This is a genomic window from Micromonospora sp. URMC 103, assembly GCF_051386435.1.
Classification (GTDB): Bacteria; Actinomycetota; Actinomycetes; order Mycobacteriales; family Micromonosporaceae; genus Micromonospora.
This window is the reverse complement of record NZ_JBPQTR010000005.1, coordinates 2,543,033-2,566,116: the sequence shown is the minus strand read 5'-3', so window position 1 is coordinate 2,566,116 and position 23,084 is coordinate 2,543,033. Positions and strand designations below refer to the sequence as shown.

General features: G+C 74.6%; 20 protein-coding genes and 2 pseudogenes. 18 read left to right on the top strand and 4 right to left on the bottom strand.

Annotated features, from left to right (window positions below; translation table 11 throughout):
* Window positions 1-19 precede the first annotated feature (19 nt).
* Both ACSNOA_RS25030 and ACSNOA_RS25025 read left to right on the top strand, forming a co-directional pair.
* Complete coding sequence (locus ACSNOA_RS25030) at window positions 20-529, top strand: GNAT family N-acetyltransferase (protein ID WP_436661917.1); 510 nt, start codon at window positions 20-22, stop codon at window positions 527-529.
* Between the two features lie 79 nt (window positions 530-608).
* Window positions 609-1,751, top strand: coding sequence for a polysaccharide pyruvyl transferase family protein (locus ACSNOA_RS25025; RefSeq protein WP_436661915.1), 1,143 nt, complete (start codon window positions 609-611; stop codon window positions 1,749-1,751).
* Window position 1,752: 1 nt separating this feature from the next.
* On the opposite strand, the gene ACSNOA_RS25020 is transcribed toward ACSNOA_RS25025, so the two are convergent.
* Window positions 1,753-1,959: a hypothetical protein gene (locus tag ACSNOA_RS25020; protein ID WP_436661913.1), complete on the bottom strand. Its 207-nt coding sequence runs from the start codon at window positions 1,957-1,959 to the stop codon at window positions 1,753-1,755.
* A gap of 81 nt (window positions 1,960-2,040) precedes the next feature.
* Between ACSNOA_RS25020 and ACSNOA_RS25015 the strand changes: the two genes are divergently transcribed.
* The 4 genes and pseudogenes from ACSNOA_RS25015 to ACSNOA_RS25000 all read left to right on the top strand — a co-directional run bounded on the left by ACSNOA_RS25015 (window position 2,041) and on the right by ACSNOA_RS25000 (window position 6,938).
* Entirely contained in the window at window positions 2,041-2,562 is a 522-nt protein-coding gene (locus ACSNOA_RS25015; RefSeq protein ID WP_436661911.1) for a DinB family protein, read from the top strand.
* Window positions 2,563-2,703: 141 nt separating this feature from the next.
* Window positions 2,704-3,177, top strand: a pseudogene (locus tag ACSNOA_RS25010) (ATP-dependent helicase); the annotation flags it as partial.
* Window positions 3,178-3,351: 174 nt separating this feature from the next.
* Window positions 3,352-6,024, top strand: a pseudogene (locus ACSNOA_RS25005) (DEAD/DEAH box helicase); the annotation flags it as partial.
* Window positions 6,021-6,938, top strand: coding sequence for an SWIM zinc finger family protein (locus tag ACSNOA_RS25000; RefSeq protein WP_436661910.1), 918 nt, complete (start codon window positions 6,021-6,023; stop codon window positions 6,936-6,938). The pseudogene ACSNOA_RS25005 and the gene ACSNOA_RS25000, both read left to right, overlap by 4 nt.
* A 257-nt stretch (window positions 6,939-7,195) precedes the next feature.
* Here the strand turns inward: ACSNOA_RS25000 and ACSNOA_RS24995 are convergent, their stop codons facing one another.
* Window positions 7,196-7,453, bottom strand: a complete 258-nt coding sequence (locus ACSNOA_RS24995; RefSeq protein WP_436661908.1) for a DUF3040 domain-containing protein — start codon at window positions 7,451-7,453, stop codon at window positions 7,196-7,198.
* Window positions 7,454-7,922: 469 nt separating this feature from the next.
* Here ACSNOA_RS24995 and ACSNOA_RS24990 point away from each other — a divergent pair, with 469 nt between their 5' ends.
* Genes ACSNOA_RS24990 through ACSNOA_RS24970 form a run of 5 tightly spaced genes read left to right on the top strand, consistent with a single transcriptional unit; the run spans window position 7,923 to window position 14,170 of the window.
* Complete coding sequence (locus ACSNOA_RS24990; RefSeq protein ID WP_436661906.1) at window positions 7,923-10,001, top strand: DUF1800 family protein; 2,079 nt, start codon at window positions 7,923-7,925, stop codon at window positions 9,999-10,001.
* An 8-nt stretch (window positions 10,002-10,009) separates the two neighbouring features.
* Entirely contained in the window at window positions 10,010-11,389 is a 1,380-nt protein-coding gene (locus ACSNOA_RS24985) for a DUF1501 domain-containing protein (protein WP_436661904.1), read from the top strand.
* The gene (locus ACSNOA_RS24980) at window positions 11,386-12,804 is read left to right on the top strand and encodes a ferredoxin reductase family protein (protein WP_436661902.1); all 1,419 of its coding nucleotides are present in this window, start codon (window positions 11,386-11,388) and stop codon (window positions 12,802-12,804) included. The genes ACSNOA_RS24985 and ACSNOA_RS24980 overlap by 4 nt, the downstream gene beginning before the upstream one ends.
* A gap of 14 nt (window positions 12,805-12,818) precedes the next feature.
* Window positions 12,819-13,403 carry an FMN-binding protein gene (locus ACSNOA_RS24975; protein WP_436661900.1) on the top strand — a complete coding sequence of 195 codons (585 nt, stop codon included), beginning with the start codon at window positions 12,819-12,821 and terminating at the stop codon, window positions 13,401-13,403.
* Window positions 13,404-13,447: 44 nt separating this feature from the next.
* Window positions 13,448-14,170, top strand: coding sequence for an FAD:protein FMN transferase (locus tag ACSNOA_RS24970; protein ID WP_436662444.1), 723 nt, complete (start codon window positions 13,448-13,450; stop codon window positions 14,168-14,170).
* A gap of 119 nt (window positions 14,171-14,289) precedes the next feature.
* Here the strand turns inward: ACSNOA_RS24970 and ACSNOA_RS24965 are convergent, their stop codons facing one another.
* On the bottom strand, window positions 14,290-14,451 hold the full coding sequence (locus ACSNOA_RS24965) for a hypothetical protein (protein WP_436661898.1): 162 nt from the start codon (window positions 14,449-14,451) through the stop codon (window positions 14,290-14,292).
* 187 nt (window positions 14,452-14,638) lie between these two features.
* On the bottom strand, window positions 14,639-15,310 hold the full coding sequence (locus ACSNOA_RS24960) for a bifunctional DNA primase/polymerase (RefSeq protein ID WP_436662443.1): 672 nt from the start codon (window positions 15,308-15,310) through the stop codon (window positions 14,639-14,641).
* Window positions 15,311-15,552: 242 nt separating this feature from the next.
* Here ACSNOA_RS24960 and ACSNOA_RS24955 point away from each other — a divergent pair, with 242 nt between their 5' ends.
* The 7 genes from ACSNOA_RS24955 to ACSNOA_RS24925 all read left to right on the top strand — a co-directional run bounded on the left by ACSNOA_RS24955 (window position 15,553) and on the right by ACSNOA_RS24925 (window position 23,075).
* Window positions 15,553-16,782, top strand: coding sequence for a helix-turn-helix domain-containing protein (locus ACSNOA_RS24955; RefSeq protein ID WP_436661896.1), 1,230 nt, complete (start codon window positions 15,553-15,555; stop codon window positions 16,780-16,782).
* Between the two features lie 16 nt (window positions 16,783-16,798).
* Window positions 16,799-17,371: a flavoprotein gene (locus tag ACSNOA_RS24950; protein WP_436661894.1), complete on the top strand. Its 573-nt coding sequence runs from the start codon at window positions 16,799-16,801 to the stop codon at window positions 17,369-17,371.
* A 133-nt stretch (window positions 17,372-17,504) separates the two neighbouring features.
* Complete coding sequence (locus ACSNOA_RS24945; RefSeq protein WP_436661892.1) at window positions 17,505-18,371, top strand: Nif3-like dinuclear metal center hexameric protein; 867 nt, start codon at window positions 17,505-17,507, stop codon at window positions 18,369-18,371.
* The gene (locus ACSNOA_RS24940) at window positions 18,368-19,105 is read left to right on the top strand and encodes a zinc ribbon domain-containing protein (RefSeq protein WP_436661890.1); all 738 of its coding nucleotides are present in this window, start codon (window positions 18,368-18,370) and stop codon (window positions 19,103-19,105) included. Before ACSNOA_RS24945 ends, ACSNOA_RS24940 begins: the two co-directional genes overlap by 4 nt.
* A 5-nt stretch (window positions 19,106-19,110) precedes the next feature.
* A complete protein-coding gene (locus ACSNOA_RS24935) occupies window positions 19,111-20,331 on the top strand; it encodes a bifunctional RNase H/acid phosphatase (RefSeq protein ID WP_436661888.1) in 1,221 nt (406 codons plus the stop codon).
* A 90-nt stretch (window positions 20,332-20,421) separates the two neighbouring features.
* The gene (locus ACSNOA_RS24930; protein ID WP_436662442.1) at window positions 20,422-20,502 is read left to right on the top strand and encodes a putative leader peptide; all 81 of its coding nucleotides are present in this window, start codon (window positions 20,422-20,424) and stop codon (window positions 20,500-20,502) included.
* 116 nt (window positions 20,503-20,618) lie between these two features.
* Window positions 20,619-23,075 (top strand): M14 family zinc carboxypeptidase, encoded by a 2,457-nt coding sequence (locus ACSNOA_RS24925; RefSeq protein WP_436661887.1) that lies wholly within the window; start codon window positions 20,619-20,621, stop codon window positions 23,073-23,075.
* The last annotated feature ends 9 nt before the right edge of the window (window positions 23,076-23,084 follow it).

Sequence of the window (23,084 nt, the reverse complement as noted above, 5' to 3'; positions counted from 1 at the left end):
CCAGGAAGGCCGGTGCTGCATGACGGTGACGCTCACCCCGATGACCGCCTCCGAACTCGAGCCGCTGCTCGGGCCGTTGCAGCGGTCGTACGCCGAGGAGCTGGTGCGGCACCGCGCGGTGTCCGCGGCCGAGGCTCTCGACCGGGCCGCCGACTCGATCCGCGACCTGCTGCCCGGCGGGGCGGCCAGCGAGGAGGTGCTGCTGCGGGTCGCCCGCGTCGACGGGGTGGCGGTCGGGTGGATCTGGGTCACCCTGCCCGGGGCGGCCGCCGCCACCGACGCGCCGCCCGGCACCGGGCGGGCCTGGATCCACAACATCGAGGTGCACCCGGAGCACCGCGGGCGCGGTTACGCGCGGCGGATGATCCAGCTCGTGGAGGCCGAACTGGCCCGGCTCGGCGTGCCCGAGCTCGGTCTGAACGTCTTCGGAACGAACACGGTCGCCATACGGCTCTACGAGAGCCTCGGCTTCCGCGTGACGGCGCAGCAGATGGCCAAGCCGGTCACCGCGGGTCCGCCGGAGGGCTGAGGCCGCGCTGAGGTCGGATTGAGGAGTGTTCACCGGCCCAGGGGGAAAGCCGCGCCGACGCACCCGGGAGGAGCGACGGATGACGCATGGCGCCGGACTGACCATCGGCGTGCTGGGCTCGTACGGTGGCCGCAACCTCGGCGACGAGGCGATCCTCACCGGCCTCCTGACCGATCTGCGCCAACAGGAGCCGAACGCCCGGATCATCGTCTTTTCCCGCAACCCCGCCCAGACCCGGGTGGCCCACCCGGACGTGGAGGCGGTGCCCTGGGAGGGTGTCAGCCGCACCGACTCCGCGCTGGTGCTGGCCCAGCTCGACCTGCTCATCCTGGGCGGCGGCGGCATCCTCTACGACCGGGAGGCGCGCCGCTACCTGCGGGTGGTCCGGGTCGCCCAGGAGCGCGGCCTGCCGGTGATCACGTACGCGGTGGGGGTGGGGCCGCTCAGCGACGGGGTCGACACCGGCATGGTCCGGGAGACGCTGGCCAGCGCCACCCAGGTGACCGTCCGCGACCAGGAGTCGCGGATGGTGCTCGAGGAGGCCGGCCTCGTCAACCCGATCACGGTCACCGCCGATCCGGCGTTCCTGCTCGAGCCGGAGGAGTTCCCGGCCGAACTGCTCCGCGAGGAGGGCGTGCCGGCGGGCAGCCGACTCGTCGGGATGAGCGTCCGGGAGCCGGGCCGGGCCGCCGAGCGGCTCGACGTGGACGGCTACCACCGGCTGCTCGCGCAGATCGGCGACTTCCTGGTGCACCGGATCGACGCGTACGTCCTCTTCGTGCCGATGGAGCGGGACGACATCCGGCACTCGCACGGCGTGCTCTCCCACATGATCGCCGCGGAACGGGGCCGGATCCTGCACGGCACCTACTCGCCCCAGCAGGTGCTCGGGCTCATGCGCCACTTCGACCTGGCCGTCGGCATGCGGCTGCACTTCCTCATCTTCGCCGCCATGGTGGGCACGCCGTTCCTTCCGCTGCCGTACGCCGGCAAGGTCTTCGACCTGGCGCAGCGGCTCGGCGTGCCGGCGCTGCGCGGTGTGGAGCGGGAGGTGGAGGGCCCGCTGCTCGCCGAGGTCGACCGGCTGTGGGACGAGCGGGAGGAGCGCGCCGAGGCCACGGCCCGGCGGGTCGCCGAGGTCTGTGACCAGGCGCGGGGCACCTCGCAGGTCACCCGGGCGGTGCTGGAGAGCCTGCGGGCCCGGACCCTCACCCGCGCCTGACTCACACGGCGGGGCCGCGCCAGTGGTACTGCCACTGCTGGGCCGTGTCGCCCGCGGACTCGAGCTCGTAGATCTGCGCCTCGGCCAGGCCCCCCGAGCCGATGTGGTGGTGGGTCAGCGGTGGGCGGCCGTTGCTGTCCAACTCGACGGTGACGTGCTGCCCGTCGGCCGCGCCGCCCACGAGGGGGATCTCCACGGTTGAGGCCATGCGCCCATCCTGCCCTCCCGGGCGGGGCCGCGCAGCGGATAGCGGGCAGCGCCCGGGAGCCGACGCGGCTAGATTCCCGACATGGCGGAGATGGCGATCGACCCCACGCTCGCCCCGGTGCTGGCGCGCACGGGCGACGAACGGGCCGTGCTCGAAGCGTTCCTCGACTTCCACCGGAGCGTCGTGCTGCGCAAGGTGCGCGGGCTCTCCGACACCGACGCGTCCCGCCGGCTGGTGCCCTCGGCCACCACCCTCGCCGGCCTCGTCAAGCACCTCACGATGGTGGAGCACAACTGGTTCCCGGTGCTGCTCGAGCCCGGGCCCGGCGAGGTCTTCCGCACCGGGGAGGCGGACGGGGACGCGAGCTTCACCGTGACCGCCGAGGACACCGTCGACGGTCTCGTCGCCGACTACGAGCGGGCGTGCGCCCGGTCCCGCGAGGTGGCCCGGCGGTACGACCTCGACCACGTGGTGCCGCAGCCGCAGCTCGGCGAGGTGTCGCTGCGCTGGATCCTGGTGCACATGATCGAGGAGACGGCCCGGCACGCCGGCCACGCGGACATCCTGCGGGAGCTGACCGACGGCAGCACGGGAGCGATCTGACCGGTCCGCGTCGGCGAGCGCGGGCACCCGGACGCGCACGTCCACCCCGAGCCCGCCGATCACGAGCAGGTCGACCATGGCGACGACGGTAGCCGGCCGGAGCCGCCTATCCTGGGCCCGGGCGTCGACGAGGGGGAGCAGGTGCTGGTCATCCACGGCTTGTGGCTGCCCGGGGCGTCCGGCGACCCGGCGCTCGCCGTGTGGGGGGAGGACAGCACGCTCCCCACGGAGGTGCCCCGCCGGCCCGGCCGGGCGCCCCGCGAGCGCCCCCACCCGTTCGCCGCCGACCACCCGACCCTGGCCGCCGTGCTCGCCGAGGTCGCCGAGCCGGCCGGGCTCGACACCGTGCGCCTCGCCCTGCCCACCCGGGCCGGCGCACCCGTCGACTCGCCCGAACTGGTCCGGACCGCCGTCGTGGCCGGGGCCCGCGGCCGGGTCACCCTCGCCGGTTGGCGCGTGCCCGTCCTGCGGTACGCGCCGGACGCCGCCCTGCCGCTGCTGGCGGCCCTGACCGAGCTTCCGGCGGTGCCCGGGGCCACCCTGCGCCACCTCGCCGAACTGGCCGACCTCGCCACCGACCTGGTGGCGCGGGGTCGGGTCCTGCCCGGTGTGACGGACGCGCCCGTCCCGGCGGCCGGCGCGTCCCCCGGCGTTCCCGGGTCGGCGACCAGGTCACCCGGGACGGCCTCCGGGTCGGTCGCCCGGCCGGTCGTCGCAGTCGCGAGCGGCCGTCAGAAGGGCGGGTCGCCATTCGTCGTCGGCGCGCCCGAGGACGGCGACGGGGTCGCGGCGCGGGCGGTGTGGCGGCCGCTGCTTACGGGCACCGACGCCGGCTGGGCCCGCTCGCTCGCGCTGGCCCTGCCGCCGGCCGCCCGTGCCGCCGACCCGGAGGCCGTCCCGGGCGACCTGGTCGCCGACGCGCTGGACGCCCTCACCGACGCGGCGGCCCGGGCCGCTCTCGCGGAGACCGCGCTGGCCCGCGGGGTGCGCCCGGGCGGCGCGCTGCCGGCCTGGCTGGCGGCGCTCGCCGGTCCGCACCGGGACTTCACGGCCGAGCCCGCGGCGCTCGCCACCCTCCGTACCGAGCTGGACGCCTGGCAGCGCGACGCGGCCGGCGGCGCGGTGCGGGCCAGTTTCCGGCTGGTCGAACCACCCGCCGACGAGATCACCGAACCGGTCCTGGTGACGGTCCCGGCCCCTTCCGACTCCCGCGATCTTGCAGTTTCTGCCCCGGCAAACCAGACAAATCACGCGAAGCAGGGGCCGAATGCGCAAGATCGCGGGGAGTCTCCGACGGGCGCGGGGCGGTGGCGGCTGGAGTTCGGGCTCCAGGCGGCGGACGAGCCGAGCCTCCACGTGGACGCGGGACGGGTCTGGCGGGATCCGGGTGCGCTGACCGCGCTCGCGGGCCGGGCGGGGAGCCCGCAGGAGACGCTGCTCGCCGAGCTGGGCCGGGCCAGCCGGCTCTGGCCCGACCTCGATCCGGCGCTGCGCACGGCGGCTCCGGAGGCGCTGGAGCTGGACGTCGACGGCGCCCACCGGTTCCTCCGGGAGGGCGCCCCGGTCCTGCACGCCGCCGGGTTCGGGGTGCTCGTGCCCTCCTGGTGGCGACGGCCGTCGTCCCGGCTGGGCGCCCGGCTGCGGGCGCGGGGCCGTACCGCGCCGGGCACCGTGGCCGGCAGCACGGGCGGGGTGGGGCTCGACGCCCTCGTGGACTACCGCTGGGAGGTGGCCCTCGGCGACCAGCCGCTCACGGCCGAGGAACTGGCGGCGCTCGCCGCGCTGAAGAGCCCCCTTGTGCGGCTGCGCGGTCGCTGGGTCGAGTTGGACCCGAAGCGGCTCGCGGCCGGGCTGCGGCTGCTCCGCTCGGCCGGGGAGCTGACCGTCGCCGACCTGCTGCGGCTCGGCCTCACCGCCGGTGAGGACGACGCCGCGCTACCGGTGCTCGAGGTGACCGCCGACGGGGCGCTCGGCGACCTGCTCGCCGGTGCGGTGGAACGGCGACTCACCCCGCTGGACCCGCCCCCGGCGTTCCGCGGCACGCTGCGCCCGTACCAGCGGCGGGGGCTGGCCTGGCTCGCGTTCCTCCAGTCGCTCGGCCTGGGCGGGGTGCTGGCCGACGACATGGGGCTGGGCAAGACCGTACAGCTCCTCGCCTTGCTCGCCGGTGACCCGCCGGAGGCCGGCCCGACCCTGCTGGTCTGCCCGATGTCGCTGGTCGGCAACTGGCAGCGGGAGGCGGCGCGGTTCACGCCGGAGCTGCGCGTACACGTGCACCACGGCGCCGAACGCGCGCGCGGCGAGGAGTTCACGGCGGCCGCGCACGACGCCGACCTCGTCCTCACCACCTACTCGGTGGCGGCCCGTGACGCCGTGGCGCTGGCCGGCATCGACTGGCACCGCGTGGTGGTGGACGAGGCGCAGGCCATCAAGAACGCGTCCACCCGGCAGGCCGAGGCGGTCCGGGCGCTGCCGGCCCGGCAGCGGGTGGCCGTCACGGGCACGCCCGTGGAGAACCGGCTCGCCGACCTGTGGTCGATCATGCAGTTCGTGAACCCCGGACTGCTCGGGCCGGCGGCGGCGTTCAAGAAGCGGTACGCCGAGCCGATCGAACGGCACGGCGACGCCGAGGCCGCCGAGCGGCTGCGCCGGGTCACCGGCCCGTTCGTGCTGCGCCGGCTCAAGACCGACTCCTCGATCATCTCGGACCTGCCCGAGAAGCTGGAAATGGACGTCGTCTGCAACCTCACCGCCGAGCAGGCCTCGCTCTACCGGGCGGTGGTCGACGACATGCTCGCGAAGATCGAGTCGAGCGAGGGCATCGAGCGGCGCGGCCTCGTGCTCGCCACCATGACCCGGCTCAAGCAGGTCTGCAACCACCCCGCCCAACTGCTGCGCGACGGGTCGCCGCTGGACGGCCGCTCGGGAAAGCTCGCCCGGCTCGAGGAGATCCTGGAGGAGGTGCTCGCGGCGGGGGAGAAGGCGCTGCTCTTCACCCAGTACGCCGAGTTCGGCGGGATGCTGCGCGGCCACCTCTCCGCCCGCTTCGGCCGCGAGGTGCTGTTCCTGCACGGCGGAGTCGGCAAGGCCGACCGGGACGCCATGGTCACCCGGTTCCAGTCCCCGGACGGCCCGGCGATCTTCGTGCTGTCGCTGAAGGCCGGCGGCACCGGGCTCACCCTGACCGCGGCGAACCACGTGGTGCACGTCGACCGGTGGTGGAACCCGGCCGTCGAGGACCAGGCCACCGATCGGGCGTTCCGCATCGGCCAGCGCCGCCGGGTCCAGGTCCGCAAGTTCGTCTGCGCCGGCACCGTCGAGGAGAAGGTGGCCGCTCTCATCGCCGACAAGCGCAGCCTCGCGGCCCGCGTGGTGGGCGCCGGCGAGCAGTGGGTGACCGAGCTGTCGACCGCGCAACTGCGGGAGCTGTTCGCGCTGGAGGCGGGGGCGGTGGTCGAGTGAGCGAGCAGACCACGGGCGACGCGGGCGCGACGCCGAACGGCAGATTCGCCGACTACGGCCGGCCCCGCCGGGTGGACGGCGGCCTCAGGGCGCGCAGCACCCGGGGCGCCATCGGCCAGTCCTGGTGGTCACGGCGCTTCCTCGAGGTGCTGGAGTCGTTCGCCCTCGGCACCCGGCTCACCCGCGGCCGGTCGTACGCGCGGGCCGGCCAGGTGGTACGCCTCGACATCGCGCCGGGCGCGGTGAGCGCGGTCGTGCAGGGCTCGCGGCCTCGGCCGTACGACGTCCACATCGGACTGGCCGCGTTCCCGGCCGAGTTCTGGGACCGGATCGAGGCGGAGCTGGCCGCCCAGGCGTTCTTCAGCGCCCGGCTGCTCGCCGGCGACCTGCCGCCCGAGCTGGAGGAGTTGTTCGCGACCGCGGGCGCGCCGCTGTTCCCGGCCGGTGTCGACGAGCTGACCCAGCGGTGCAGCTGCCCCGACTTCGCGGTGCCGTGCAAGCACTTGGCAGCCACGTTCTACCTGCTGGCCGAGGCGTTCGACGCCGACCCGTTCGCGCTGCTGCACTGGCGCGGACGCGGCCGGTCCGAGCTGCTCGGCCGGCTCCGGGCCCTCCGGGCCGCGGCCACCGGCGCCGCGGCTGCGGCATCGTCCGAACCGGACGGAGACGTCGCCGACGCCGCGGACGGCCCGCCGGCCGGTGCGGCCCGCGTGCTCGCGACCCTGCCGGCCGCGCCCCTGGACGAGGCGCTGGACCGGTTCTGGCTGCCGCCGGTGCCGCTGCCCGACCGACCGCCCAGCCTCGCCACCGGGCCGGACCTGCTGCTCCGACAGCTCGGTCCGCCGGCTCCGGCCATCGGCGGGCCCGGCCTGCTGGAACGGCTGCGCCGGGCCTACCGCGCCTTCGGCGGATGACCGGGCGCCGGCCGACGCGAAAGGCCACGGCCCAACCGTGCCCGCACCGCCCGGACCGAACGCGGCACGCGCGGCCCGAAGCGGCCCGGCCGTGCCCGCACCGAGCGCGGCCCGAAGCGGTCCGGCTGTGCTCGCACCGAGCGCGGCCCGAAGCGGTCCGGCTGTGCCCGCACCGAGCGCGGCCCGAAGCGGTCCGGCCGCGGTGCCCGCGACCGGCCCGGTCCGGCGCCGGGTGCGCCGGCGGCCGGTGCGGGCGGTCATAGCCAGCGGCGGCGGAACCGCCACATGAGCACCGCGTTGGCCACCAGCACCACGGCGCAGATGGCGCCGGCCAGCCGCCCGGCGAGCACGGTCATCGCCGGGAGCGCGGCCCAGAGCACGATGGTCAACAGCATCAGGTAGCGGCCGCGGCGACCGCGTGCCCGGTGATCCAACCGCGCGAAGAACGCCGGGTCGCTCTCCCGCAGCTGGCGGGTGATCTGTTCGAACCTGCGCTGATCTTCTTTGCTGAGCATGGCGGTGCCTTCCCCTCACGCGTTCAGCGGTCCGGCGGCATACCCGCTGCGGCGGCGGCTCACGCCGCCCCCTGCCGGTCCTTTTGACGCCCACGCGGGCGACCGGTCGATCCGCTGGTCGCGTGCCCCGACCGGGGCACCTCAGCACGGGGTTATCCGGACCTTAAGTTTGCCTGTGGCCGGGAACGGAGCGGGAAGCGTCGCCTGCGGCGGAAACGTCACGTCCGCGTCGTCCGGGGGCGCGTACGCCCTGTTCGGAGGGATCGTGTCGGGCGCCCACGCGCGGCGGTCGGCGGCACCGGCGTTGAGGGCTGTCTTAAGTGCCCCGAGGAGCGCTTCCCACGGTGTCTTGTCGGCCCTGAACCCCACGGTTACCGTCCCGTAGCAACTCCTCAGGCATGCCGCCGCACCTGCTGTTCTGCCCGATCGCAGCCGTGCCGGCGCCATTCGCAGAAAACGAGATTGGTAAATGGCCGACCAGAACGTGCCACCGCGTCCACCCCGGGACGACCGCGGCTGGGGCGGACCCCAGCACCCCACCCCGGGCGGCTACCTCGACCCGGGCGCCGCCGCACCGTACGGGTACGACTCGCCCCTTCCCGACCCGCACGGCTACCCGACGCAGGGCGACCCACGGATCTCGTACCCCCACGCCGGCCACCCCGCCCCGGGGCCGCGCGGACCACAGTGGGTGGGCCCCGAGGGGCTCGGCCAGCCGGTCCCCGCCCGCTCGGCCGGCACCGGACTGCCCGATCTGGACGATGAGGGCGAGCCGCGCGGCGTCGGCCGCCGGCGGGCCCTCGTGGCGCTCGGCAGCACGGCCGCAGTGGTCGCCGGCGGCGCCGCCCTGGCCATGAGCCCGCAGGTGCGTGGCCTGTTCGGCGAGGACGTGGTCGGCGACGCCACCGGCACCACGGTGACCGACGGCACGGCCGCCCGCCCCAGCGGCCAGCAGCCGAGCACGGTGCGCACCTACACCGAGCAGAACGAGAGCTACATGGGCTCCCGGGCCGGCGCGGCGTTGAAGAAGAACGCCCCGGCCGGTGGTCGGACGTTCGCGGGGCCGGCCGCCGCTGCCGCCGGCACGAAGGTGACCGTGAAGACCGTCCTCGCCAAGGACCCGGTGCTCCACCTGGCCCGCCGGGCCACCTTCGGCCCCACGCCCCAGGTGGTCGCCGACATCCGCCGGCTCGGCATCGACGCCTGGATCCGCCAGCAGCTCGATCCGGACCGGATCGAGCCGAGCCCGGCCGAGCTGAAGCTCGCCGAACTGCCCTCGCTCAAGCTCTCCGTGCAGCAGCTTCGCGACCAGCGGGACCAGCTCAACGAGCGGGGCGCCCAGCCGGAGCGGGAGCTGGTCGACGCCACCCTCGCCCGGCAGATCTGGTCGAAGCGGCAACTGTTCGAGGTGATGGTCGACTTCTGGAACGACTTCCTGCACGTCGCCGCCGAGTTCGACGGCGGCGAGGTCTACCGGAACGCGTTCGACCGGGACGTGGTGCGGGCGCACGCCCTCGGCAGCTACCCGCAGATGCTGATCGCCGCGAACAAGCACCCGGCGTTGCTGCTCTACCTGAACCAGAACGAGTCCCGCGCCGACGCGGTCAACGAGAACCTGGCCCGGGAGAACCTGGAGCTCTACTCGGTGGGCGTCGACGGCGGCTACACCGAGAAGGACGTCCGCCAGGCGGCCCTGCTCCAGACCGGCCGCGGCGTCGAGGACGGGAAGTACGTCTTCCGCGCCGACCGGCACTACGTCGGCAAGGTGAAGATCCTCGGCTTCACCCACGCCAACAACTCGAAGGACCCGAAGAAGGCCGACGCGGCGATCGACGCGTACATCACCTACATCGCGCTGCATCCCTCGACCGCCCGGTACGTCGCCCAGAGCCTGGCCACCCGGTTCGTCTCGGACACGCCGCCGAAGTCGCTCGTCGACCGGCTCGCGAAGACGTACACCGTCAACAAGGGAATGATCAAGCCGCTGCTCATGACGCTGTTCAGCTCCTCGGAGTTCTGGGCCGCCGTGGGGCAGAAGGTCCGCCGGCCGATGGAGTACCTGGTCGGCACGTACCGCACGCTCGGTGTCTCGCCGGAGGCGTCGGCGAAGAACGACGACGGCGACAACCGCCGGACGCCGTTCGCCCGGGGCCTGCGGCAGATCTCCGACAAGCTGCGGGAACTCGGGCAGTACCCGATGGGACAGCCCACCCCGGACGGCTATCCGGACGTCTACGTGGCCTGGACCTCGGCCGGCGCCATGGTGAACGGCTGGAACGAGGCCGGGGAACTCGTCGCCGGCTACCGCACCCAGTTCACGTACGTGAAGCCGGAGCGGCTGGTCGCCAAGCCCCCGGCCACGGCCGGGGCGTACGTGGACGCGCTCGCCACGCGGCTGGTGCACCAGAAGCTGACGGCGCGGGAGAAGGCGTTGATCCTCGGCATCGCCGGCGTGCCGGCGTCCGCCAGGGTCGACGCGACGTTCAACGGGGCCATCACCGCCGTCGCGCGGGCGATCCTCGCGTCCCCCCAGCACCACCTCCGGTGAGGCACCCGATGGAGAAGACTGTGTACACCTACCCCCTGCACCCCGAATGCCCCGACCTGCGGCGGCTCGCGGACAACCCCGCCGAGGCGCTGTTGCGCGCCGAGGCCGACGTCGTGGCCGCAGAGAACGCCGCCGAGCGGGACCGCTACCGCCGGCTCGAGGACCTGGAGGAGGCCCAGCAGGACGGGCGCGGGGTCACCCGGCGTACGTTCGTGGCCGGCGCGGCGGCCACCGCCACCGCGCTCGCCACCGCCCAGTTCGTGACCACCTCGGCGTCGTTCGCCGCCACGAAGACGGGCACGCTCATCCACGTCTTCCTCTACGGCGGCCTGGACGGGCTGAGCCTCGTGGCGCCGGCCGACGACCCGGTGCTCGCCAAGGCCCGCCCCGACCTCCTGCTCGGCGAGGACTCCCTTGCGCTGGGCCGCGGCTTCAAGCTGACGAGCGCGTTCAAGCCGCTGGAGCCCTGGCTCAAGTCGGGACAGCTCGGCTTCGTCCCGGCGGTCTCCGACGAGCGCCTCTCCCGCAGCCACTTCCAGGCCGCGGACGCCTGCAACCTGGGCGGCCTGCCCAACGAGACCGGCGGCCGGGGCTGGCTGGACAGCCTCGTCGACACGCTCGGCAAGGGCACCGCGTTCCGCAGCGTGGGCATCGGCAGCACCCTGCCCCGGTCGCTGGTCGGCACGAACGGCGCGCTGGCGCTCAACAGCGTGGGCTCGCTGCGGCTCAACGGCGACGAGCGCTACCGGGCCGCCACCGAGAAGGCGATCCGGGGCCTGTTCACCGGCATCAACCACCCCGTCGAGGAGGCCGTGCAGTCCGGGCTCGGCGCGCTGGCCACCGCGCAGAAGCTCGCCGCCAAGCCGTACCAGCCGGCCGAGGGTGTGACGTACGAGGGCGTCGGGTACGCCTTCCAGCAGCTCGCGCAGCTCATCAAGGGCGGGGCCAACGTACGCGTGGCGACGGTCGGCATGGGCGGCTACGACACCCACGAGAACCAGGGCACCCGCTCGGGCGGCCAGCTCCACCGGCGGCTCGGCGAGCTGGCCAGCGCGATGGCCGCGTTCTTCACCGACCTCGGCCCGCGGGCCGCCGACGTGACCGTCATGGTCTCCAGCGAGTTCGGGCGCCGGGTGGCGTCCAACAGCGGCGGCACCGACCACGGTCACGGCGGGGTGGTCACCCTGCTCTCCGGGCGCAAGCTGGCCGGCTCGCTGCTCGGCACCTGGAACGGACTGAACGATCTCGACTCCGGCGACGTACCCGAGTACAACAACATGTTCAACGTCTACGGCGCCGTCGCGCAGGGCCGCTTCGGGCTCACCAACGCGGAGGTGGACAAGATCTTCCCCCGGCAGAAGTTCACCCCGATGAAGCTGTACGCGTGACGTACCAGCAGATCCAGGCCACCGGCCGCCGTACCGGGTCCCCGTCCCGGCACGGCGGCCGGCCCGCCGCGCCCGTACCACCGCCGGTCCCGGCGCGGCGCGGGCCCGGCGGCCGGCGGTTGCTGGCCGTGCTGCTCGGAGTCGGCCTGCTGGCCAGCGTCCTGCCCTGGTGGCTGGACACGCCCGCCGGGTCGCTGCGCTCCACGGCCGCCACGCTCACGGCGGCGGGCCGGATCACCGGTCTGGTCGCCGGCTACCTGCTGCTCGTGCAGGTGCTCATGATGAGCCGGCTGCCGGTGCTGGAACGGTGGATCGGCGGTGAGCGGCTCGGCCGGTGGCACCGCGACGTCGGCGCCACCCTGCTGGTCGCGGTGCTCGCGCACCTGTCGCTCATCCTGCTCGGGTACGCCGGGCTGCGCGGCCACTCCGTGGTGACCGAGGCGGGCGTGCTGCTGCGCGACTACGAGGACATGGTCGCCGCGTTCGTGGCCACCGGCGTCCTGGTGCTCGTCGGGTTCACGAGCGTCCGCGCCATCCGCACGGCCCTGCCGTACGAGTTGTGGCACCTGCTGCATCGCGCCAGCTACCTGGTGCTGCTGCTCGGGTTCGGCCACCAGTTCAGCAACGGCGCCCAGCTCTTCCACCCCGGCCCGGTACGCACCGGCTGGATCGCCCTGTACGCGTGCGTGGTCGCGGCACTGGTGTGGGGCCGGGTCGTCGTGCCGCTCCGCTTCAACCTCCGGCACCGGCTCCGCGTCGCCGACGTGGTGGCCGAGAGCCCCGACACGGTCTCCGTCTACCTCAGCGGGGACCGGCTGGACCGGCTCGACCTGCTCGGCGGGCAGTTCTTCCGCTGGCGCTTTCTGACCCGCGGCTGCTGGTGGCAGTCGCACCCGTTCTCCGTCTCCGCGGCGGCCAACGACCGGTGGCTGCGCATCACCGTCAAGGTGGTCGGCACGCACACCGCCGACCTGCGTGACCTCGACCCGGGGACCCGCGTCTGGGCGCAGGGGCCGTCCGGCACCTTCACGGCCGCGCACCGGGTCCGGGACCGGGCGCTGCTGATCGCCGGCGGCAGCGGGATCACCCCGATACGGGCCATGCTGGAGGAGCTGCCACCCGGCGCGGCCCTCGTCTACCGCGCCCGCACACCGGCCGACGTGCTGCTCAACCGCGAACTCGACTGGTTGGCGCAGGCGCGCGGCACCGACGTCTGGTACGTGATCGGCTCCCGCGACGATCCCGGCCCGCGCCAGGTGCTCAGCCCGGAGGGATTGCGTCGGCTCGTGCCCGACCTGACCCGCCGGGACGTCTACCTCTGCGGGCCGCCCGGGCTGGTCGAACAGTCGCTGCGCGCCCTGCGCCGGGCGGGCGTGCCCCGCCGCCAGATCCACCTGGCCACCTTCGAGCTGTAGAAGGACGACTCCCCATGCGTCGCGCGTTCCTCGCGATCACCGGCCTGGCGGCCAGCACCACCGCGCTCGTGGTGCTCAAGGGCTCACCGGGCACCAGCCAGGCGGCCCAGGAGGTGCCGGCCGCCGCGCCCGCCAGCCCCACACCGAGCGGCGCGCCGCCGGCCGACGCGGCCGCCCCGTCACCCACCACCGCGGCAACCGGTGTCGCCACGACCTCCCCCCGACCGAGCCGCAGCGCCACCCGGACGCCGGCCGGCCGTCCCACCACGACGAGGGCGCCCGCGCCGCGGGTCACCAGCAAGCCGCCCCAGCAGCCCAGCACCCGCCGGGTGAGCGGCCCGATCGTCGAGAACGAGTACGGCAACGTCCAGGTGCAGATCGTCCTGAACGGCGACCGGATCGTCGAGGCGCTGACGCTGGAGCTGCCCAGCGGGCCGGGGGAGACCGAACGGCACAGCGACGACGTGCGGCGCGCGTACAACGGCACGTCGGGGGAGGTGGTGCGCAAGCAGGGCGCCGACCTGGACACCGTCTCGGGCGCCACCGAGACCAGCGAGTCGTACCGGCGCTCGCTGCGGGCCGCCATCGAGCAGGCGTGACGGCGCCGCTCACCCGGCCCGGCCTGCGCCGCGTCGCGCAGGTCATGGGTACGGCCATCAGCCTGGACCTCGCCGACGACCTGCCCCCCGCCACGCTGAACGGCCTCGCCGACGACGTGTTCGACTGGATGCGCGAGGTGGATGCGCGGTTCAGCACGTACCGGGAGGACAGCGAGGTAAACCGCTTCGACCGGGGGGAGCTGCTGCTCTCCGAGGCGTCCGCGGACTTCCGGGCGGTGCTCGCCACCTGCGCCGAGCTGTGGGGCGTCACCGACGGCTACTTCGACGCGTACGCCACCGGCCGGCTCGACCCCTCCGGGTACGTCAAGGGCTGGGCGACCCAGGTGGCCTCTGACCGGCTGCTGGCCGCCGGGGCGGCGAACCACTGCGTGAACGCCGGCGGGGACGTGCGGGCGCGGGGGCACTCCGCGGCCGGGCGGCCGTGGCGGATCGGGGTACGGCACCCCTGGGACGCGAGCGCCACGTGCCTCGTGCTCACCGGCACCGACCTCGCGGTGGCGACCTCGGGCGTCTACGAGCGCGGCCACCACGTGCGGGACCCACGCCGGGGTGAGCCGGCGCGCGGATTGCGGTCGGTGACCGTCGTGGGCGCGGACCTCGGGCTCGCCGACGCGTACGCCACGGCGGCCGTGGCGATGGGCGCGCCCGGCGTCGGCTGGCTCGACCGGCTCCCCGGCCACACCCACGCCGTCGTGACCGACAACGGGCGCCTCCTGCACTCCCGCACGCTCCCGCTAGCCCCCTGACCCGCGCGAACCGCCGCGAACCCGCGCCGACCCCCGCGATCTTGCACTTTCGGCCCGGGATTTGTCCGGGAGTGCCCGTCATGTCCGGGCAGGAAGTGCAAGATCGCGGGAGAGTGGGGTCAGCGGACGGGGCGGTGGGTGCCGGCCGGGCGGGTGCCCGTGGGCCGGGGGCGGCCGGGGCGCGAGCCGGCCGGACGGGTGCCAGCCCAGCGGCGTCGGGGGCGGCTGCGGTACGGCGGCTCGCTGCCGCCCGTGTACGGCGCGGTGTCGTCCGTGGACATGATCTCCCCGCTCCTCGGCGCGGGTCCGCGCCGTCGCCGTGCTCAACGAGGACGGGGCCCCGGACGTCGCTGCCGCCGGCCGGTCTCCCTCCGGGAGGCGGCACTTTCCCCGAAGATGTCGCCTCGTGCCACAACGAGACAGCACCTTCCCTGAAGATGTCGCCTCGCGCCGGCCAGGAGCCGCCGCTCACATGCCCCGGCGGGGGAGTGGCAGGTGACCGGGGAGCAGGTCCGACGTGAGGGTGATACCGGTCGCCCGTAGCGCGTCGATGAGCGTGTTCTGCACGAGGTACGAGTCGGGCAGCTGCCAGCGGACCTGCTCCGGCGCGACCACCCAGCGGACGGCCCCCTCGGGCAGCCGGGTCGGCGGCGCGGGGATCCACGAGCCCGGCCCGTGGCGCACCACGTGGAAGCAGTGCTCCAGTTCCGGGCGGAGTGGGTCGCCCGGGCGGACCAGGAACATCCAGCGACCGGTGGGGGTCACCAGGACGGGCCCGCGGACGCCGGTGCCGGCCGGGTGGATCTGGAGCGCGTCGAGGACCAGCCGGCCCAGATGGGCGGGCACCTCCAGCACGTCGAACGCGTGGCCGGTGGGCAGCAGCACGCCGTGCGGACGGGTGCGCCACCACGTCGCCACCCGGGCCGGGTCGGCGCTGGCCGCGTGCTCCCAGTTCTCCAGGGCCGGGTGGCACCCGACCGTGGGGCAGCCGGCACGGCCGCAGACGAAGCGGCTGCGGGCGAGGCACGCGCCCGGGGTCACCTCCCAGCCGTGCGCCGCGTAGCGCACCGCGACCCGGCGCAGCCGGACGCGTTCCAAAGGCGACAGTTGCGCGACCCGCGGGCCGACGTTCCCCCACATTGGTGCCATCTCCCCTCGTCGGGCCGGACGGCCCCCGCGTCATTACGTAGAGCGCCGTCACTGTCGTGACCCGCGGTCGTTGAGTTGACGAACGGCTGGTGCAACTTGCACGAAAAGTACGAGGATTGGCTGTACGACTGACGCACAGGCTGTGCGACCAGCGAAAACCTGAGAACGACCACGACCGCGCCCGCGGCCACCGCCCGGCACCACCGGTTCTGCCACAGGGGAGGGATGGGGAGATGGACGAGTTACCCATAGGGCGGCGGGTGGCCTACTGGCGCGGGCGGCGCAAGATGTCGCAGCAGGTGTTCGCGGACCGGCTGGGCAAGTCGAAGAGCTGGGTCGACAAGGTCGAGCGCGGCGTACGCCGGCTCGACAAGTTCTCGGTCCTCTACGAGATCGCCGACATCCTCCAGGTCGACGTGCAACTGCTGCTCGGCAAGGACCCGGAGCGGCGCAGCGACGCGTTGAACTGCATCGACCAGGTCGAGGTCGAGGAGATCCGGGCGGCCCTCGAGCGGTACGACTCGATGAGCGCGTACTTCGACGCGGCGCCGTACCCTCCGCCGCTGGCCGACATGCGCAAGGCCGTCAACCACGCCTGGCTCACCTACCAGTACGGCCGCTACGGGATGCTCACCCGCGCGCTGCCGAAGCTCCTGCGCGACGCCCAGGCGGCCGACGCCGGCTACGGCGGCGACGAGACCCGCGCGGCCGCCCACCTGCTCGGGCAGGTCTACCAGATCGCCTCCTCGGTGCTGCGCAAGCTCGGCGAGTGCGACCTGGCCTGGCTGGCCGCCGACCGGTCGATGGCGGTCGCCCAGCGCGCCGACGACCCGCTGCTGGCCGGCATCGCCACCACCCGGGTCTGCAACGCGCTGGTCGCCATGGGCCGCGCCCGTCCGGCGCTGGAGCTCAACGTCACCATCGCCAACCGGCTCGCGCCGGGCGGCGGCAACGACGCCTCGCCCGAGCGCCTCAGCGTCTACGGCATGCTGCTGCTCCAGGGGGCCATGGCCGCCGCGCGGATCGGCGACTCCGCCACCGTGGAGGACCTGCTCAGCGGCGCGCGGGAGGCGGCCACCCTGCTCGGCAGCGACCAGAACCACTACTGGACGTCGTTCGGCCCGACCAACGTGGAACTGCACCGGGCCGCCGCGGCCGTGGAGCTGGGCGACGGCGGCCGGGCCGTGGAGGTGCACCAGCTCCGCATCCAGGAGGCGGCGTTCAACGCGCTGCTGCCCGAGCGGCGCGCGCACCACCTGCTCGACCTTGCCCGCGGCTACGCCCAGATCGGCGACGTGGCCAACGCCGGCGAGATGCTGCTGCGCGGCGACCGGCTCGCGCCGTCGGACATCCGGTGCCGGCCGATCTCGCACGAGGTGATGTCCGAGATCCTTCGTCGCACACGTGGTGCGCCGCCTTCGCCGATTGCGGAGTTGGCTGAGCACATGGGAGTAGGGGTATGAGCGCGGAGCCGGCGTGATGTCCGGCACGCATTCCAGCAACGGGCGCCGCGAGGTGCTCTACGTCATCGCCTGCGGCTCGCCGCTGGCCCGGCACGTCGGCAACCTGGTCGACCTGGCACAGCAGGACGGCTGGGACGTGTGCGTGGTCACCACGCCGGACGGGGCGAAGTTCGTCGACCGGGCCGCCCTGGCCCGGCAGACCGGTCACCCCGTCCGGACGCACTACAAGCAGCCGACCGATCCGGACGTGCTGCCGCCCGCGGACGCCATGATCGTCTGCCCGGCCACGGTGAACACCGTCAACAAGTGGGCGGCCGGCATCGCCGACACCTTGGCCCTCGGGCTGCTCGTGGAGGCGCAGGGTCTCGGCGTACCGATCGTGGCGGTGCCGTTCACGAACGCCGCCATGGCCGCGCACCCGGCGTTCCGGGCCGGCCTCGCGCGGCTCGACGAGTGGGGCGTGACCGTGCTCTTCGGCGATCACGTCTTCCCGCTGCACGCGCCCGGGACCGGTGCGCAGCACGTGCAGGCGTTCCCCTGGGAGGTGGGCCTCACCGCGCTGCGCGCGCGGTCCTGCCCGCTGGTCTGAGCGAGCCGCAGCAGGTCCGGGCCCGCCGCGGTCCGGCCGCCGCATGGTCCGGGCCGCCGCCGGAACGGTCGTCGGGTCCCGGTCCGGCGGGGGAGGCCGCCGGGCACGGCACACGCCGGTAAGCTGGCCCGCCGTGAGCACAACCGGATCAGCGCCGACGGTCACCGACGTGGTGGCCGAGCTGGAGCGGCGGTATCCGCCGGTCTGGGCGGAGGACTGGGACCGGGTCGGTCTGGTGCTCGGTGAGCCGTCCGCCCCGGTTCGCCGGGTGCTCTGCGTGGTGGACGTGGTGCCCGAGACCGTCGCCGAGGCGCTCGACGCCGGCGCGGACATGATCGTGGCGCACCACCCGCTGCTGCTGCGCGGGGTCTCGTCGGTCGCGCCGACGACGTACAAGGGGCGGATCGTCCACCAGCTGATCCGGGCCGGGGTGGCGCTCTACGTCGCGCACACCAACGCCGACGTGGCGGCGCCCGGGGTGTCCGACTCCCTCGCGGCCCGGTTCGGGCTGACCGGGCTGCGCCCGCTGCACCCGCCCGCGCCCGGCTCGGCCGCGTACGGGCCGGGTCGGGGGATCGGCCGCGTCGGGGAGCTGCCCCGCCCCATGACCCTCGCCGAGCTGACCCGGCACGCCGCCGCCGTGCTGCCCGCCACCGCCTGGGGCGTCCGCGCCGCCGGCGACCCGGGCCGGACGGTGCGTACGCTTGCCGTGAGCGGTGGCTCCGGCGACGCGTTCCTGGGCGACGCGGCCGCCGCCGGGGCCGACGCCTTCCTCACCGCCGACCTGCGTCACCACCCGGCCGGTGAGCACCTCGCGGCCGGCGGCCCCGCCCTGCTCGACGCCGCCCACTGGGCGACCGAGCGACCCTGGCTGGACGACCTGGCCGCGCTCCTGCGGGAGGCGCCGGGCGTCGAGACGCTCGTGTCCGACCTGGACACCGACCCGTGGACCGTGCACGCTTCCGCACCCGCCGTGGACGACAAGGAGCCCCGACCGTGAAGGCTGACCCCCAGGTCCAGCGCCGCCTGCTCGACCTCCAGGCGATCGACACCGCCCTCGCCCAGCTCGCCCACCGGCGCCGCGCGCTGCCCGAGCGGGCCGAGCTGGAGGCGCTGGCCCGGGAGCTGTCCGCGCTGGAGGACGAGCGGGTCCGCGCCCAGGTGGCTGTCGACGACCTCGACCGGGACATCGCCCGGCTGGAAAAGGACGTCGACCAGGTCCGGGCCCGCAAGGAGAAGGACCAGGCCCGGCTCGCCGCCGGCACCGGCCCCGCCCGGGAGCTGGAGGCGCTCCAGCACGAGCTGGCGTCGCTGAACCGGCGGCAGGGCGACCTGGAGGACGCCGAACTGGAGCTGATGGAGCAGCGGGAGACCGCGCAGGGCGCGCTCGACGGCGTCGAGCAGCGGCTCGCCGAGGCGCGGGAGAAGCGGGCGGCCACCGAGCAGCGCCGCGACGACAGTCTCGCGGAGATCGCCAAGGAGGAGGAGTTCAAGCGCTCCGCCCGGCAGCCGCTGGCCGCCGACCTCCCCGGCGACCTGGTGGCGCTCTACGACCGGATCCGCGAGGACACCGGGCTCGGCGCCGCGCTGCTCACGGCCGGCCGCTGCGGCGGCTGCCGCCTGGAGCTGTCCGGCGCCGACCTGGCCCGGATCCGCAAGGCGGCCCCGGACGAGGTGGTCCGCTGCGAGGAGTGCCGGCGGATCATGGTGCGCACCAACGAGTCGGGCCTGTAACCGCGATGGCGTCACGGGTGGTCCTCGTCGAGGCCGACGGCGGGTCCCGGGGCAACCCCGGGCCGGCCGGCTACGGCGCCGTGGTCCGCGACCCGGAGACCGGCGAGGTGCTCGCCGAGCGTTCCGAGTCGATCGGCGTGACCACCAACAACGTGGCCGAGTACCGGGGTCTGATCGCCGGTCTGGAGGCCGCCGCGGAGCTGGGGGCCACCGAGGTCGACGCCCGGATGGACTCGAAGCTGGTCGTCGAGCAGATGAGCGGCCGCTGGCAGATCAAGAACGCCGGGCTGCGGCCGCTCGCCGCGCAGGCCGCCGAGCTGGTCTCCCGGTTCGCGGCCGTCCGGTTCAGCTGGATCCCCCGGGAGCGCAACCGGCACGCCGACGGGCTGGCCAACGCCGCGATGGACGCGGCCGCCGGCGCGCCGGCCCGGCCGGTGGTCGATCCGCCCCGCATCGTGGAGCCGCCCCGCGCGGTCGGCGCCGACGATGCCGCGGGCCGGGACCGGGCCCGTGGGGTCGCCGCCCGCGCCGCCACCGAGCGGACGACGGGCGACGACGCGACCACCGCGCCGGCCTCGTGGGAGCCCCGACCCAGCCTCACGGCGACGCGGCTCGTGCTCGTGCGGCACGGCGAGACCGAGTTCACCGAGCAGGGCCGCTACTCGGGCCGGGGGGACGTCGCGCTCTCGGCCCGCGGCCGGGAGCAGGTCCGGGCCACGGCGGCGCGGGTGGCCGCGCTGGCGCCGGGCGCCGCGGCCGTGGTCAGCTCACCGCTGTCCCGGTGTACGACGACGGCCGAGGCGATCGCCGAGGCGCTGGGCGGCCGGCCGGTGCGGCGCGAGGACGACCTCGTCGAGTGCGACTTCGGCGCCTGGGAGGGGCGGACGTTCGCCGAGGTGCGCGAGGGCTGGCCGGGGGAGCTGGACGCCTGGCTCGCCTCGACCGCGGTGGCGCCGCCGGGCGGCGAGTCGTTCGTCCAGGTCGCCGAGCGGGCCCGCCGCGCGGTCGCCGCGCTCTGCGAGGCGTACCCCCGGGAGACCGTGGTGGTGGTCTCGCACGTCTCGCCGATCAAGCTGGTGCTGCGCGACGCCCTCGCGGCCCCCGACGCGTTCCTGCACCGGCTCTACCTCGACGCGGCCGGCATCTCGGTGGTCGACCTGTGGCCCGACGGCGGGGTGGCCGTCCGCTCGGTCAACGAGACCGCCCACCTCGACGGGATCGCCTGACTCCCATCCACCGGGAGGCGGTCTCCCACGACTGTGGACGATCCGGGATTCGGTTGACAGCGTGACGACGGTCGATCGACGATCAGTTTCGTGCGAAGCGTTCACCTGACGAAGCGGGGTCACATCGACCTCCTGCGCGTCGCCAGCGCGGCCTGTCGACGCCTCCCCTGACGCCGGGTTCCCACCTTCCTCGCACGCTGCTGGCGTAACCCCGACGCCGCGGGTCTCCGGCCCCGCGGGAGCGTCCGCCTGCGCGCACCCCCCTCCTCACGACGGGAGATGTGTCCGTGTCGGTCCGTAGACTCCTACCCCGGCTCACCGCCACCGCGGTGGCCATGTCGGTGCTCGCGACGGCGGCGTTCACCGCGCCGGCCGTCGCGTCGGCGCTGCCGCCGGTCCCACCCACCGCCCCCCGGCTCGACGAGATCCGGGGCTACCCACAACAGCACGCCCTGCCGGTCTGGCCGGACAACCCGGCGGACGCCTCGATCCCCATCGGCGTGATCCCCTACGACGACATCGCACCGAAGCTCAACGCTCTCCAGGCCGTCAGCGACCGCGTCTCGGCCCGGGTGGCCGGGAAGTCCGCCGGCGGCTACGACCTGTACGCGGTCACCGTGACGGCGCCGGAGAGCCGCGCCGAGGCCCGCCAGCAGGAGGTCTGGAAGCGCCGCATCGAGGACGACCCGGTCCGTGCCCAGCGCGACCGCGCGCTGCTCGCCGGTTACAAGACCCCGCTCTTCGTCAACGCCAACATCCACGGCAACGAGTGGGAGGGCACCGACGCGGCGCTGCGCGTCATCGAGCAGCTGGCCACCGACACGAGCGCCGAGACGGCCCGGCTGCTGGAGCGCAACCGGCTCGTCTTCAACATCACGTCCAACCCGGACGGGCGGGTGGCGGGCACCCGGGCCAACGCCGCGGGGTACGACCTGAACCGGGACCTCACCGTCGTCTCGCAGCCGGAGACGAACCTGATCCGCGAGCTGGTCGTCGACACCAAGCCGATCATCACGCTCGACCTGCACGGCTACGTCAGCCCGACGCTGCTGCACCCCAGCACCCCGCCGCACAACGTCAACAACGAGTACGACCTGTTCATCAAGCACGGCCTGCCGAACGCCCTGGCCATCGAGCAGGGCCTGCGCGACCTCGGGTACGCCGAGACCCAGCGGGCCCGCATCCCCTTCCGGGACGACGAGCCGGGCGTCTGGGACGACTTCCCGCCGATCTACGTGCCGTCCTTCGCCATGCTGCAGAGCAGCATCCCGTACACCATCGAGGCGCCGCTGAACCCGCGCGGTGGCACGCTCACGCCCGAGGAGCGGGTGCGCCGCTCGGGCATCAACACCGACGTGCACGAGGTCGCCATCCGGACGTCGCTGCGCTACATCCAGGAGCACCGGGCGGAGGTGCTGCACGACCAGGCCGAGGTCTACCGGCGTGGCTGGGCCGGTGAGCCGCTGCGCGACATCCCCGACGGGTACGTGCCCGGGTGGGGCCCGGAGGACGACTACCGCACGACGTTCCCCCGCGCGTACGTCATCCCGAGCGGCGCCGGCCAGCGGTCCGAGCCGGCGGCCGCCCGCCTCGTCGACCTGCTGATCGGCAGCGGCGGCCGGGTGTGGCGGGCCGAGAAGTCGTTCACCGCCGACGGCCGCCGCTACGAGGCCGGCTCGTACGTGGTGGACATGCACCAGCCGAAGCGGGGCCTGGTCAACTCGCTGCTGGAGCCGGGCGCCGACATCACCGACCGGGTGGACGACCTCTACGCCGGCCCGGCGGCCTGGAGCCAGGGGCTGACCTGGGGCGCCACCGTGGACACGCTGTGGGACGAGCTGCCCCGCGTACGGCTGGAGCGGACGTACGACGGGGTCTCCGAGGGCCAGCTCCCGGCCGGCCCGGGTGACCTGCGCCTCGACCTGCGCGACGCCGCCGACCTGCTCGCGGTCAACTCGCTGCTGGCCAGGGGCGTCGCCGTGCACCGCCTCGCCGACGGCTCGGTCGTCGTCCCCGGCACGCCGGCCAACCGCTGGCTGGCCCGCGCCGAGGTACGCGCCCACGGGGTGACCTTCGAGCGGGCGCCGAAACGCTGGCAGGGGACGCGCCTGCACGAGGTGGTGGTCGGCTACCTCGGCACCGTGGAGGAGCGGGACACCCTCGCGGACCTCGGCTTCGCGGCCCGGGCGCTGACCGCCGACACGCTCGCCGCGGCGCTGACCGCCGACGTGGACGTGCTTCTCGTGGCCGGCACCGTCACCCTCGCGAACCTGACGCCGGAGAACCGGGCGGCCCTGGACGCCTTCCTCGCCCGCGGAGGCGGCGTGGTCGGCCTGGGCACCCCGGGCGCGGGCTTCAGCAACGGGGCCGGCCTGCTGTCGGTGACGGCGACCGCCGGCCCGAGCCTGGCCAGCGGCGTGGCCAACGTGGTGAACCACGGCGGGCCGGTGACCGCGAGCGCCGCCGCGCACTCGTTCATCAGCCAGCCCGTCTGGTTCACCAACCTCGGCTCGGGAGTGACGGTCGAGCAGTCGTACGCCGCGGACCCGTTGCTGTCCGGCTGGTGGGCGACCGAGGGGGCCGGTGGCCAGGCCGCGGCGGCCGACCGGGCGAGCATCGTCCGCGGGGTGTCGACCGGCGGCAACGGGGTCGTGCTGTTCGGCACCGACCCGACGTTCCGCCTGCACCCCAAGGGGTTGCAGCCGCAGCTCGGCCGCGCCCTGCTCTGGGCCGCGCGACGGTGACGGCGACGC

Excerpts from the sequence above, each read along its gene's own strand:
- ACSNOA_RS24975 (WP_436661900.1), top strand. The coding sequence starts at position 12,819 with ATGCGTCGCGCGTTCCTCGCGATCACCGGCCTGGCGGCCAGCACCACC.
- ACSNOA_RS24950 (WP_436661894.1), top strand. The coding sequence starts at position 16,799 with ATGTCCGGCACGCATTCCAGCAACGGGCGCCGCGAGGTGCTCTACGTC.
- ACSNOA_RS25030 (WP_436661917.1), top strand. The coding sequence starts at position 20 with ATGACGGTGACGCTCACCCCGATGACCGCCTCCGAACTCGAGCCGCTG.
- ACSNOA_RS24965 (WP_436661898.1), bottom strand. The coding sequence starts at position 14,451 with ATGTCCACGGACGACACCGCGCCGTACACGGGCGGCAGCGAGCCGCCG.
- ACSNOA_RS24990 (WP_436661906.1), top strand. The coding sequence starts at position 7,923 with ATGGCCGACCAGAACGTGCCACCGCGTCCACCCCGGGACGACCGCGGC.
- ACSNOA_RS24995 (WP_436661908.1), bottom strand. The coding sequence starts at position 7,453 with ATGCTCAGCAAAGAAGATCAGCGCAGGTTCGAACAGATCACCCGCCAG.
- ACSNOA_RS24960 (WP_436662443.1), bottom strand. The coding sequence starts at position 15,310 with ATGTGGGGGAACGTCGGCCCGCGGGTCGCGCAACTGTCGCCTTTGGAA.
- ACSNOA_RS25020 (WP_436661913.1), bottom strand. The coding sequence starts at position 1,959 with ATGGCCTCAACCGTGGAGATCCCCCTCGTGGGCGGCGCGGCCGACGGG.
- ACSNOA_RS24970 (WP_436662444.1), top strand. The coding sequence starts at position 13,448 with ATGGGTACGGCCATCAGCCTGGACCTCGCCGACGACCTGCCCCCCGCC.
- ACSNOA_RS24985 (WP_436661904.1), top strand. The coding sequence starts at position 10,010 with ATGGAGAAGACTGTGTACACCTACCCCCTGCACCCCGAATGCCCCGAC.
- ACSNOA_RS25015 (WP_436661911.1), top strand. The coding sequence starts at position 2,041 with ATGGCGGAGATGGCGATCGACCCCACGCTCGCCCCGGTGCTGGCGCGC.
- ACSNOA_RS24935 (WP_436661888.1), top strand. The coding sequence starts at position 19,111 with ATGGCGTCACGGGTGGTCCTCGTCGAGGCCGACGGCGGGTCCCGGGGC.
- ACSNOA_RS24955 (WP_436661896.1), top strand. The coding sequence starts at position 15,553 with ATGGACGAGTTACCCATAGGGCGGCGGGTGGCCTACTGGCGCGGGCGG.
- ACSNOA_RS25025 (WP_436661915.1), top strand. The coding sequence starts at position 609 with ATGACGCATGGCGCCGGACTGACCATCGGCGTGCTGGGCTCGTACGGT.